General features: G+C 70.2%; 12 protein-coding genes. 10 read left to right on the top strand and 2 right to left on the bottom strand.

Going from position 1 to position 12,421, the window contains the following annotated elements:
* Positions 1–22: 22 nt before the first annotated feature.
* Positions 23–802 (bottom strand): enoyl-CoA hydratase/isomerase family protein, encoded by a 780-nt coding sequence (locus OG841_RS02235; RefSeq protein WP_328643050.1) that lies wholly within the window; start codon positions 800–802, stop codon positions 23–25.
* A gap of 1 nt (position 803) precedes the next feature.
* On the bottom strand, positions 804–1,559 hold the full coding sequence (locus OG841_RS02230; RefSeq protein ID WP_371562943.1) for an SDR family NAD(P)-dependent oxidoreductase: 756 nt from the start codon (positions 1,557–1,559) through the stop codon (positions 804–806).
* A gap of 85 nt (positions 1,560–1,644) precedes the next feature.
* On the opposite strand from OG841_RS02230, the gene OG841_RS02225 reads away from it, so the two are divergent.
* From OG841_RS02225 to OG841_RS02180, 10 genes are all read left to right on the top strand, one after another.
* Positions 1,645–2,787 carry an acyl-CoA dehydrogenase family protein gene (locus tag OG841_RS02225; RefSeq protein ID WP_328643052.1) on the top strand — a complete coding sequence of 381 codons (1,143 nt, stop codon included), beginning with the start codon at positions 1,645–1,647 and terminating at the stop codon, positions 2,785–2,787.
* A gap of 102 nt (positions 2,788–2,889) precedes the next feature.
* A complete protein-coding gene (locus OG841_RS02220) occupies positions 2,890–4,380 on the top strand; it encodes an aldehyde dehydrogenase family protein (protein ID WP_365115998.1) in 1,491 nt (496 codons plus the stop codon).
* A gap of 36 nt (positions 4,381–4,416) precedes the next feature.
* On the top strand, positions 4,417–5,991 hold the full coding sequence (locus tag OG841_RS02215; RefSeq protein WP_371562939.1) for an AMP-binding protein: 1,575 nt from the start codon (positions 4,417–4,419) through the stop codon (positions 5,989–5,991).
* A 4-nt stretch (positions 5,992–5,995) separates the two neighbouring features.
* On the top strand, positions 5,996–7,147 hold the full coding sequence (locus OG841_RS02210) for a thiolase family protein (protein ID WP_371562936.1): 1,152 nt from the start codon (positions 5,996–5,998) through the stop codon (positions 7,145–7,147).
* Complete coding sequence (locus OG841_RS02205) at positions 7,144–7,539, top strand: Zn-ribbon domain-containing OB-fold protein (RefSeq protein ID WP_371562933.1); 396 nt, start codon at positions 7,144–7,146, stop codon at positions 7,537–7,539. The genes OG841_RS02210 and OG841_RS02205 overlap by 4 nt, the downstream gene beginning before the upstream one ends.
* Before the next feature lie 245 nt (positions 7,540–7,784).
* A complete protein-coding gene (locus tag OG841_RS02200) occupies positions 7,785–10,142 on the top strand; it encodes a sensor histidine kinase (protein WP_328643057.1) in 2,358 nt (785 codons plus the stop codon).
* Positions 10,143–10,150: 8 nt separating this feature from the next.
* Positions 10,151–10,579 carry a roadblock/LC7 domain-containing protein gene (locus OG841_RS02195; protein ID WP_371570538.1) on the top strand — a complete coding sequence of 143 codons (429 nt, stop codon included), beginning with the start codon at positions 10,151–10,153 and terminating at the stop codon, positions 10,577–10,579.
* Between the two features lie 17 nt (positions 10,580–10,596).
* Complete coding sequence (locus OG841_RS02190) at positions 10,597–10,965, top strand: DUF742 domain-containing protein (protein WP_371570536.1); 369 nt, start codon at positions 10,597–10,599, stop codon at positions 10,963–10,965.
* On the top strand, positions 10,946–11,542 hold the full coding sequence (locus tag OG841_RS02185) for a GTP-binding protein (protein ID WP_328643059.1): 597 nt from the start codon (positions 10,946–10,948) through the stop codon (positions 11,540–11,542). Before OG841_RS02190 ends, OG841_RS02185 begins: the two co-directional genes overlap by 20 nt.
* A gap of 85 nt (positions 11,543–11,627) precedes the next feature.
* Positions 11,628–12,419 (top strand): FadR/GntR family transcriptional regulator, encoded by a 792-nt coding sequence (locus OG841_RS02180; RefSeq protein ID WP_328643060.1) that lies wholly within the window; start codon positions 11,628–11,630, stop codon positions 12,417–12,419.
* Positions 12,420–12,421: the final 2 nt, after the last annotated feature.

The following is a 12,421-nucleotide window of genomic DNA, read 5'->3' as shown; positions in this document are numbered from 1 at the left end:
TCATCGGGCGCTTGTACGCCTGCTACACGCCGCGGAAGTCGCCCGGTCGGCGTTCCCGGAAGGCCTTGAGTCCCTCGGCCCGGTCCTCGGTGGAGAACAGCACCGCGACGGTTTCGCGCTCGTACGCGATCGCCGCCTCCAGGTCCATGCCGAGCCCGTAGTCGATGAGCCGCTTGCCCGCCGCGAGCGCGAGCGGGGCCCCGGCGGTCAGCTTCGCGGCCAGGGCTTCGGCGGTCTTGAGCGCACCGCCGGGCTCGGCGAGTTCGTTGACGAGCCCGAGCGCGTGAGCACGCTCCGCGTCGATCGGCTCGCCGGTGAGGATCATCTGCTTGGCGATCGCCGGCGGAAGGAGGCGGGGCAGCCGCTGGGTGCCGCCCGCGCCCGGCAGTACGCCGAGCTTCATCTCGGGCAGGCCCAGCCGGGTGCCGCGCTCGGCCACCCGCAGGTCGCAGGCGAGGGCCAGCTCCAGGCCGCCGCCGAAGGCAAATCCGTGGACGGCCGCGACCGACGGCTTGGGGAAGTCCTCCAGGAGCGCGAACGCCTCGGTCAGGCGCCCCACGAAGGCCCGGAACTGCCCCGGCGCGGTGAACGACTCGATCTCACCGAGGTCGGCACCGGCCGAGAAGGCCCGTCCCGCACCGGTGATGACCAGGGCGCGTACGTCGTCGTTGTCGCGGACGTCGGCGAGAGTCTGTTTCAGCTGTGTGGCGGTCTCGGAGCCGAGGGCGTTGAGCTGCCCCGGCCGGTCGAGGGTCAGTACGGCGATGCGGTCGCGGAGTTCGGTACGGAGCACGGTGTTCACCTCAGACCATCGTCAGTCCGCCGCTGACCGAGAGCGTCTGCCCGGTCATGTAGGCGGCGTCGTCGGACGCGAGGAAGGCCACCACACCGGCGATCTCTTCGGGCTGGGCGACGCGGCGCAGCGGGATGGCCCGCACCGTCGCGTCGTACATCTTCTGGCTGTAGTCGGCGACCTGTCCCAGCAGCGCGGTGTCGGTCGGGCCCGGGCAGACGCTGTTGACGGTGATGCCGTGCCGGGCGACCTCGCGGGCCAGCGCCTTGCCGAAGGCGATGACCCCGCCCTTCGTCGCGGAGTACACCACCTCGCCGGACGAGCCGACGCGGCCGGCGTCGGAGGCGATGTGCACGATCCGGCCGCCACCGCTTTCGATCATCGAGTCCAGTACGGCGCGGGTCACCGTGATCGTGCCGCGCAGATTGACGTCGATGATCCGGTTCCAGGTGTCCTCGGTGCTGTCGACGAAGCGGCCGATGACGTCAACGGCCGCGTTGTTGACCAGGACGTCCACCGGACCCAGCTCGACGGTCACCCGCTCCACGGCCGCGTGCACGGCCGCGCTGTCGGAGATGTCCGCGCCGACCCCCGTCGCCCGCACCCCGTACCGCTCGACGAGCCGTCCCGCGACCTTGGCGGCGGCCTCGGGGTCGAGGTCGCAGACGGCGACCGCGGCTCCCTGGGCGGCGAGCCGGTCGGCGATCGCCTCGCCGATCCCGCGTCCCGCTCCGGTGACGAGTGCCACCTTGTCCCGTACGCTCACGCGCCCTCCCTCGCCCAGGTCCCGATACAGCGCTATCGTATAACTACTTCAGCTAAATAAGCGAGATGTGTGAGTGGAGTCGAGCATGCGCCGAACGATCTTCACCGAGGAACATGAGCTGTTCCGCGAGACCGCCCGCACCTTCTACCTGCGCGAATGCGCCCCGTACGCCGAGCAGTGGGAGCGCGACGGGCAGGTGAGCCGGGCCGCGTGGGCGGCGGCGGGCAAGGCCGGACTCATCGGCTGGCAGTTCCCGGAGGAGTACGGCGGCCAGGGCATCCGGGATTTCCGCTACAACGCGATCATGGCCGAGGAGATGGCGGCCACCAGCTCGGTCGGCATCGGGCTCGGGCTGCAGAACGACGTCCTCCCGCCCTATTTGATGAACCTCACGACACCTGAGCAGAAGGCCCGCTGGCTGCCCGGTGTCATCAGCGGCGAGACGATCTGCGCGCTCGCGCTGTCGGAGCCGTCCGCCGGGTCCGACCTCAAGGCCATCCGCACCACCGCCCGCCGCCACGGCGACGAGTGGGTGATCGACGGCTCCAAGACCTTCATCACCAACGGCATCCTGGCCGACCTGGTCATCGTCGCCTGCAAGACCGACCCGGCGGCCGGCCATAAGGGCATCAGCCTGATCGTCGTCGAGCGCGGAGCCGAGGGCTTCGAGCGCGGACGCAAGCTCGACAAGGTCGGCATGAAGGCCCAGGACACAGCCGAGCTCTTCTTCCACGAGGTCCGGGTCCCGGCCGAGAACCTCATCGGAGAGGAGGGCCGCGGTTTCTACCACATGATGGGAAACCTCCCCACGGAACGGCTCGCCATCGCCGTCTCCTCCCTGGCGGCCGCAGAGCGGGCCTACGTGCTGGCGCTCGACTACGCCAAGACCCGTACGGCCTTCGGGCAGCCCATCGGGGAGTTCCAGGCCAACAGGTTCGCGCTCGCCGGTATCAGGGCCAAGCTGAACGCCGCCCGCGTGTACGTGGACGGCTGCATCATGGCCCTTCTCCAGGGCGAGCTGACCGCCGACGAGGCCGCCGCCGCCAAGTACTGGACCTCCGAGACCGGCTGGGAGGTCATCGACCGCTGCATGCAGCTCTTCGGCGGCTACGGCTACGTCAACGAGTACGAGATCGCGCGCATCTGGCGCGACAGCCGGGTGCAGCGGGTCTTCGGCGGAACCTCGGAGATCATGCTGGAGATCATCGGGCGGTCGCTGGGCCTGTAGGTCACGGTCGGGAGTGTCCTGAACTTATTGACTACCTTGGCTAAATAGGTTAGCTATTTAGCCTGGATGTGCGCAGTGCTGCGCGGTCTCTAGGAGGTACCCGTGGTCACGGTCGATGTGAAGCTGCACCAGGACAGAGCGGAGCACGACCTGCCGCAGCCGCGTTTGGTCATCGGCGGCAAGGACGTCACCGACACCAGCGGCGGACTCTACGAGCACCGCAACCCGGCCACCGGCCTCATCCAGGCGCACATCCCGCTCGCCGGACCCACCGAGGTGGACCAGGCGGTGGCGGCCGCCCGCCAGGCCTTCGCGGTGTGGGGCACCATGCGCCCCGCGGAGCGCCGTCGGCTGCTCACCCGCTTCGCCGGGCTGCTGCGCGACCACATCCCCGACTTCGCGGCGATCTGCCCGCTGGAGAACGGCGTGTGCATCGGAGGGTGGGCGGAGAACGTCGGACCGCACGTCGCCGAGTGGACCGAGTACTACGCCGGCTGGGCCGACAAGATCGAGGGCATGGTCGGCGCCGCCTACAGCCCGCACGAGAACATCGAGTACACCATCCCCGAGCCGTACGGCGTCATCGGCCACATCATCACCTGGAACTCGCCCGCGCTCTCGCTGGCGATGAAGGTCCCGCCGTCGCTCGCCGCAGGCAACACCGTGGTCATCAAACCGGCCGAGTCCACGCCGTTCTCCGCGCTGCTCTTTGCCGACCTGGCTCACGAGGCCGGCATCCCCGAGGGCGTCATCAACGTCGTCACCGGGCTCGGCGACGCGGGATCGGCACTGGTGACCCACCCCGGCGTCGACAAGATCTCTTTCACCGGCGGCCCCGCCACCGCGCGCCGCATCATGGCCGACGCGGCCCTCAGCCTCAAGCCGGTCGTGTTCGAGCTCGGCGGCAAGTCAGCCAACCTGCTCTTCGCCGACACCGACCTGGACACCGTCGTCCCGTACTGCGCCGCCTTCGCCATGAGCAACACCGGGCAGGGCTGCGCACTGCCCACCCGGCTGCTGGTGGAGCGCGCGATCTACGACGAGGTCATCGCGCGGGTCACCGGGGTGATCGCCCACCTGCCCGTGGGCGACCCGCTCGACCCGACGACGTACATCGGTCCCCTCATCAACGAAGCCGCCCGCGACCGCGTCCAGGGCATGGTCGACAAGGCGGTCGAGGACGGTGCGGGCCGGCTCGTGTACGGCGGTGAACGCATCGCATCCGACGGCTACTTCGTGACCCCGACCGTCTTCGCGGACGTCGACAACCGCAGCGACCTCGCCCAGCAGGAGGTCTTCGGACCGGTCCTGGCCATCACCCCGTTCGACACCGAGGACCAGGCCGTCGCCCTGGCGAACGACAGCGAGTACGGCCTGTCCGCCTACATCCAGTCCCGTGACATCGCGCGCGTCAACCGCCTGGTGCCGCGCTTGAAGGCCGGGACGGTCTACGTCAACCCCGGCCCGAATCCGATCACTTCGCCCGCGACGCCCTTCGGCGGCGTGGGCATGAGTGGGTTCGGGCGGGAGGGCGGCAAGGCCGGTCTGGACGAGTTCATCAACGTGAAGGGCGTCGGCATCGGCCGCGTCTGACGGCCCCCACCTCTCCGAGCCTTTGGAGCCAGCAGCATGCATTCCGCCCGCCGCCTGACGTTCGGCGACATCATCCGTGAGCACCGAAGGTCCTTCCCCGACGGAGTCGCCCTCGTCGACGGCGACGTCCGGCTGACCTGGCCCCAGTTGGACGAGCGCACCAACCGCCTGGCAGGCGCCCTCACGGACGCGGGCGTCGGCTCCGGCGACCGCATCCTGTGGCTGGGCCAGAACTCCTTCCGGATCTGGGAGCTGCTCGGCGCCGCCGCGAAGATCGGCGCCATGGTCTGTCCCGGCTACTGGCGCTGGGCCGCCCCCGAGATGGCCTTCGCCGTCGAGGACTTCGACCCCAAGGTCGTCGTCTGGCAGGACGAGGAGATCGGCGACACGGTAGCCAAGGCACGGGCCGAACTCGCCAGCGACCAGCGGGCGTTGTGGCTGCGTCACGACTCCGAGGGCGCCGACTCCTACGAGTCCTTCCTGGCTTCGGGCTCACCCGAGGACCCCGTCGCCGAGGTCGACCCCGACGCGGCGCTCCTGGTGATCTACACCGCGGCTATCTCCGGTCGGCAGTCCGGCTCGATGCTCTCGCATCGCAACCTGCTCGCCATGGGCGCGAGCGCCGCCTGGATGGGGGACATCGGCACGGAGACGTCCTTCCTCGGCGCCGGGCCCATGTTCCACATCGGCAACTACCAGTTCTGGGGCGTCCCGGCCTTCGTCCACGGCGGCAAGAACGTGGTCGTGCGCCGCGTGGTCGCCGAGGAACTGCTCCCGCTTCTGGCGGACGAGAAGTGCACGCACGCCTACCTGATGCCTCCGACCATCGCCCAGCTCGTCGCGCTGAACCGCGAGGCCGGCCACGACCTCTCCCACCTGCGCGCGAGCGTCGCCGCACCACTGTGGCAAGGCACCGTCCCCACCGATGAGAGCCGTTTCACCCGCAACGGCGGCGGCATGGGCCGCGGTTACGGGCAGACCGAGGTGACGGGCTTCGCGGTGACCGGCGCCTACGGCGGCGCGGGCACCGGCAACGCGGGACGCCCCGGCCCCTTCACCGCCGTACGCGTCCTGGACGGCACCGGCACGGAGTGCGCGGCCGGCGAGGCGGGCGAGATCTGTGTCCGCGGCGACCTCGTGCACCTCGGCTACTGGAACCGGCCCGAGATCAACGAGGAACGCTTCCGCTTCGGCTGGTGGCACACCACCGACCTCGGCCGACGCGAGGCCGACGGCACGATCAGCTTCCTAGGGACGACGACCCGCATGCTCAAGTCCGCCGCCGAGAACATCTTCCCGGCCGAGGTGGAGAACTGCATCGAGTCCCACCCCGCAGTGAAGGAGGCGGCCGTGATCGGTGTGCCCAACGAGCGCTGGGCGCAGGACGTCAAGGCCGTCGTGGTGCTCCAGCCGGGCGCCGAGCCGATCACCGCGGAGGACGTCATCGAGCACTGCCGGGCACGGATCGCCTCGTACAAGAAGCCGAAGACGGTCGAGTTCATCGAGGCTCTGCCGCGCACGAAGGACTACGCCAAGGACTACGAGGTGCTCGACGAGCGCTTCGGCGGGGGCGGCTATCCCGGCGGCGACCAGCTCGGCGCGGGGCGGTGACCTCGTGAACGACCGCCAACCCGTCGTCGTCGGCGTGCACGCCACCGAACAGGCGCTGACACTGCCCGACCGCGACGCCATGGACCTCGCCCTCGAAGCGGTACGCGGCGCGATCGCGGACGCCGGACTGACCCCAGCCGACGTGGACGGTGCTCAGGTCGACTGGCCCGGCCCCGGCGGCGTACCCGGCGAGGGCAGCTCCTGGGCGCGGATGCTCGGCCGGGACCTGCGCTGGACCAGCGACTCGATGCTCGACAACGCCGGCTCACGGGGCCTGCTGAAAGCGGCCGCCGCCATCAGAGCCGGATTCGCGGACACCGTCGTCGTCGGCGGCTGCAAGCTGGTCTCGCGCGGCGCCGGTCCCGTCGGAGCCGGTGTGCCCCTGGAGTTCGCCGACGTGTGGGGCAGCTATGTCGTCGCCCAGTTCGCGCTGGTGGCGGCACGGCACATGCACGAGTACGGCACGACCTCCCGCCAGCTCGCCGAGGTCGCCGCCACCATCCGCAACAACGGCACCACCAACCCGGAGGCGATGATGTACGGGCGCGGCCCGTACACCGCCGACGACGTCCTCGCCTCGCGGATGGTGGCCACGCCCTTCCACCTGCTGGACTGCTGCATCGTCGGCGAGGGCGGCGCCGCACTCGTGGTGACCACCGCCGAGCGGGCCCGCGACCTGCCGCACCCCGCCGTCGCCGTCCTGGGCGGCGGCATGGAGTACCACCAGGCCGCATACGCCAACCCGGCGCTGTACCGCGAAGTCGGGCAGCTCGGCCTGGACGCCGCGACCCGCGCCTACGCCATGGCGGGCGTCGGCCCGCACGACGTGGACGTGTTCTCCCTGTACGACCCCAACTCCTTCGAGATCATCCGGCAGTTGGAGACGCTCGGCCTGTGCGGCGAGGGCGAGGGCGGACCACTGGCGGCCAGCGGTGCCATCGCCGTGGGCGGCAAGCATCCCGTCAATCCCGACGGGGGCTGTCTGTCGTACGCCTGGAACGGGACACAGCAGATGACGCTCAAAGTCGTCGAGGCCGTACGGCAGTTGCGCGGCACCGCCGTGCACCAGGTCGAGGGCGCCGAGCTGGCGGTCGTCGGGAACGCCGGATCCGGGGCCCAGCACTACGAGATGAGCCTGTTGGGGAGAGCGCGATGAGCCGGCCCGTACCCGTCCCCACCGAACTGTCCGAACCGTTCTGGGACGCGGCCCGGCGCGGCGACCTGGTCGTCCCCTACTGCCCGAGCTGTGACCTGCGCTTCTTCGTCCCCGAGCCCGCCTGCCCCGGGTGCATGGCGCTGGACTGGCGGTACGTGCCCAGTGTCGGCCGCGGGACCGTCTACTCGGTGACCGTGGTCCACCGCGCCCCCGGCCCCGGCTTCGACACGCCCTTCGCGCTCGCCGTGATCGACCTCGACGGCGGCGGCTCCCTGCTCTCCCACGTGGACGCCGGGGATCCGGACGCCGTCGCCATCGGTATGCGCGTTCGCGTCGACTTCCGGCCCCTCACGGACGAGATCACGCTGCCCTGCTTCGTGCCGGAGCGCTGACCGCGTCGGTGGAAACCGATGATGGTGAAAGTTTAGTGCTCTAAGTGTATTTAGATAGCGGTATCCATGGATAGCATCGGCGCGTCATCGTGCGGGCCCATCGGAGCGGCCTGTCACTTGGAGCATCGCTGGGGACCTCAGTGGCAGTGCACGCGCGTGCGTCGAAGAGACAAGGCCCCAGGGTCAGCGGCAGCGGAGCCCGGCGACAACCGTCACTCCGCACGGTCCTGCTGATCCTGGCTCTGGTGCCCAGCGTGACCCTCGTGGCCCTGTGGCTGGCGAGTTCCGCGCAGCTCTACACGGAGTGGCGGACGCAGAAGGACCGCAACGCCGCCTCCAACGCGGCGGCACGTCCGATCATGGCGGCCTTCTTCGACCTCCAGGAGGAACGCCGGCTCAGCGGCGCGGAGTTGGCCGATCCCGAGGGCTACCAGAAGGCGTTGCGCGCGCAGCGCAGCCGCACCGACGCCGACGTCACGACCGTCCAGGAACTGCCCGACAGCGGCTGGAGCGCCCCCGACGACATCCGTGCCAACGTCGTCCAGGTGGGCAGGAACCTGCGGAAACTGGCCGACTACCGGGCGGGGGTGGACCAGCGGACCGCCTCGCAGCAGCAGACGTTCGACCGCTACACGAGCCTCATCTCCAGCCAGTTGAACCTGTTCACCACCTTGAGCCATGTCGGTCTGCCCAACATCGACTACCTCGCCCGGCCGGCCATCGACTCGGTCTGGGGCATGGAGATGATCTCGCGGGAGAACGCGCTCTTCACCCGCGGCTCGGTGACCGGACGGCTCTCCGCCACCGAACGCGGTCAGCTCGCCGGATGGATCGGCTCCCAGCGCTTCCTCTACGACAACAAGATCGTGCCCCTCGTCCCGGCCGATCAGGCCGCGCTCTACCGGAAGTTGATGGCGGGCGGCGCGTGGAAGCAGAAGACGACGGCCGAGCAGAACGTCCTGTCGGGCTCCGGCTCCGGGGGAGACGCGGACACGTTCTCCAAGGGACTCGGCACGACGTGGAGCGACAGCGTCGGGCCGGTCGCCGCCCAGCTCCAGCAGCTCAACACCGCCTACTCCGTGACCCTGACGGCGGCCACCGAGAAAGAACTGAACGCGTTGGTGCGGCGGCTGATCGTCACCAGCGTGATGGGCGCGGTGGCGGTGCTCGTGGTCGTCCTGATCAGCGCGGTGCTCACCCGGACGCTGCGCCGCCGGATCTCCGCGCTGCGCGTCGCCGCCCTGGACCTGCAGACCCGCATGCCGGCCGTGGTCGAACGCCTGCGCAGCGGAGACGTCGTCGACCTGGACGCCGAACTCCCCGCGATCCAGCACGGCGACGACGAACTGGGCCAGCTGGGCCAGGCGCTGAACCTCGCGCGCCACAGCGCCCTGGACACGACGATGGCCCAGGTCTCACAGTTCCGCGGCTTCGAGAAGCTGCTCCAGCGCATCGCCCGGCGTACCCAGCTGCTCATCGGCCTGCAGATGAAGAAGCTCAGTGAGCTGGAGCGCCGGCACGAGGATCCCGAGGTCCTTGAAGGCCTGTTCGACCTCGACCATCTGACCGCCAGGCTGCGGCGCTACGAGGAGAACCTGGTGATCCTCGGAGGCGGCCAGCCGCAGCGACGCTGGCGCAAGCCCGTCCTGCTGCTGGATGTGCTGCGCTCCGCGCAGAGCGAGGTGCAGGACTACCGGCGGATCCAGATCGACGTCGAGGACCGGGTGTGGCTGGCCGAGCGCGCCGTCGGCCTGGTGATCCATGTGCTGGCCGAACTCATGGAGAACGCGGTGGGTTTCTCCAGGCCACCGACGCCCGTTGAGGTGTACGCCGCCCGAGTGGGACGCGGTCTCGCGGTGGAGATCGAGGACCGCGGCGTGGGCATGGACCCCGAGCAGTACGACGAGGCCAACCGGCTGATGACCGAGCCGCCCCGCATGGACGTCATGTCCCGGGCGGACGACGTCAGGCTCGGCCTCTATGTGGTGGCCCGGCTGGCGCGTGCCCTCGACATCCAGGTGGAACTGCGGCCCTCCTCGTTCGGCGGCACCCGGGTCGTCGTCCTCATCCCCGACGAACTCGTCGTCGAGGCTCCCGGGCGGACCGGGCCCCCACCCGAATCAGCCGACGCCGCCTGGCCGCCGCCCCCCGAGGTGGCCGTCGCGGACGCGCCCGGCGTGGAGCACGGGTTGGCTCCGGACGCGGACACCCTGGTGACCGGCCGGGTTGGTCCGCTCGAAGCCACGGCCCCCGCGAGTGATGTGTGGACCCGGCCGCCGCGCCCCCACCCGGTGTCGCAGACGGCCGGCGCGCCGCGGGGGAACGGCACCCTGCGCGTGGATGTCGCCCCGGATGTGCAACCGCTGCCCAAACGGGTGCGGCTGGCCAGTCTCGCCGACGAACTGCGGGACCCGGCCGCCGGCCTGGGGGCGCCTTCGCCCGAGGAGCCGGCACCGGACCGGCGGTCCGCACCCGCCCGCTCCGGCGCGACGATCGGTGCCTTCCAGCGCCAGTCCCGGATGGTCCGGCGTGACGTTCCCCCGACCGACCACGAACCCCTCGACGTGCTGCCGCAGCGTAGACGGATCCCGACGGAAGACTGACCATGACAATGCGAACGACCGCCACTCATCCGGACCTGGACTGGTTGCTGGACGGCCTGGTCGAACAGGTTCCCGGCACGCACCACGCCATCGTGCTGTCCGACGACGGACTGGTGGTCAGCCAGTCCCGCACCATCGCCCGCGGCGACGCCGAACGCCTCGCCGCCATCGCCACCGGCCAGCAGAGTCTGGCCCGCGGGGTCGGGCAGCTGTTCGGCGGCGGTTCGGTGCACCAGGTGATCGTGGAGCTGACCGACCTGTGGCTGTTCATCTCCGCGGCGGGCCGCGGCACGCATCTGGCCGTCGTGGCATCCCAGGAAGTGGACGCCGAGTTGATGACCGTGGCCATGCACACCCTGATGCAGCAGGTGGGCCAGCGCATGAGCACCGAGACGCGCTTCGGGGCGCCCGCCGACGAGCGCGGTGTACGTGAGTGAGCCACTGGATGGACGGCCTGGAAGCGGGAGACGCTGAAGAGCTGTCGGTCAGGCCTTACACGATCACCCAGGGCCGGACGGCACCCGCGCGCGACGACCTCACTCTGATCACCCTCGTGACGACCGTCGAACCGGCACCCGGCCGGGCCGGTCTGCGAGGCCTGCAACCCGAGCACCGCTCGATCCTCCAGCAGTGCCGCACACCCGCCGCGGTGGCCGAGATCGCCGCGGAACTGGACCTGCCGGTGGCGGTGACGAAGATCCTCATCGACGACCTGGTCGCGCTGGGCCGGGCGACAACCCGCCCGCCGATCGCTGTAGCAGGAGGAAACGCAATGGACATGACACTTCTTCGGGCGGTGAGGGATGGCCTTCGCAGACTCTGACCCCGCGGGCCGGGCCTACGACGGCTCGGCACCCGCGGCGGTCAAGATCCTTGTGGCGGGTGGCTTCGGCGTGGGCAAGACGACCCTGGTCGGGGCGGTGAGCGAGGTGGCGCCGCTGCGCACCGAGGAGTACCTGACCGTCGCGAGCGTGGGCGTCGACGATGTAGAGGGCGTCGAGCGGAAGGCCACCACCACGGTGGCCATGGACTTCGGCCGCATCATGGTCAACCCCCAGCTGGTGGTCTACCTCTTCGGGACGCCCGGCCAGGAGCGCTTCTGGTTCATGTGGAACGACCTCGTGCACGGCGCGCTCGGTGCGGTGGTCATCGCCGACACCCGGCGGCTGGAGTCCAGCTTCGCGTCCATCGACTTCTTCGAGAGCCGCGGCATTCCCTTCGTGATCGGCGTCAACTGCTTCCACGGCCACCAGGAACGCAGCGAGCGGGAGATCCGCGAAGCGCTCGACCTCGACCCGGAAGTCCCCTTGGTGATGGGGGACATGCGACAGCGGGCGGTCGGCCGCGATCTGCTGCTCGCACTGGCCGAACACCTCATTGCCGCGAACTCGGTAACCTAGTTCAATCAGTTATCTAGTAGAGTTGGCCGTCTACCCGGTGCTCGGGCTGTGTCCCGCACCCCTGGGTCGGACGGAGGTGGGCCCGGTGACGAGTACGACGGGGCGGCAGGGCGGTGGCGGTGGCCGGGTGAACGGCGTCAAGGTCCGTGTGCCCAAGATGGCGGAACTGGTGGCGGCCCAGCTGCGCCGCAAGATCGTGCGCGGGGAACTGGCCGAGGGCGAGGCGCTGCCGGCCGAGTCGGCGCTGATGGCGGAGTTCGCCGTGTCCCGGCCGACGCTGCGTGAGGCGTTCCGGGTACTGGAGTCGGAGTCGCTGATCAGCGTGCGCCGGGGCGCCCGGGGCGGGGCACGGGTACAGACTCCGGAAGGCACGGTCGCGGCCCGGTACGCCGGCGTGGTCCTCGAATACCGCGGCACGACCCTCAAGGACGTCTACGACGCCCGTACGGTCATCGAGGCACCGTGCGCCGGACTGCTGGCCGAGGGACGCACGGACGGGGACCTGGAGCGGCTGCGGGCCGCCGTCGCCGAGGCCGAGACTCTGATGGACAACCCCTCCGCCTTCATCCGTGCCCACATGGAGTTCCACGCCCTGGTCGTCGAACTGGCGGGCAACGAGACGCTGAGCGTCCTCAACGGCATGGTCCGGCACATCATCGACCAGGCGAACTGGTCCCACGTCGACCTGGACGCAGGCAGCCCCGAGAACGTACGGGCCAACCGCCGAGGCTTCCGCGCCCACGGCGCGCTCGTCGAACTCGTCGCCGCGCGCCAGACCGAGGCCGCCGAGGAGTTGTGGCGCCTCCACCTCCAGGAGGCCGAGGACTATCTGCTGCAGAACAGGTCCATGACCACCGTCCTGGACCTGCTCGGCTGACC

The organism is Streptomyces canus, assembly GCF_041435015.1.
Taxonomy (GTDB): domain Bacteria; phylum Actinomycetota; class Actinomycetes; order Streptomycetales; family Streptomycetaceae; genus Streptomyces; species Streptomyces canus_G.
This window is presented reverse-complemented; position numbering and strand designations above follow the sequence as displayed.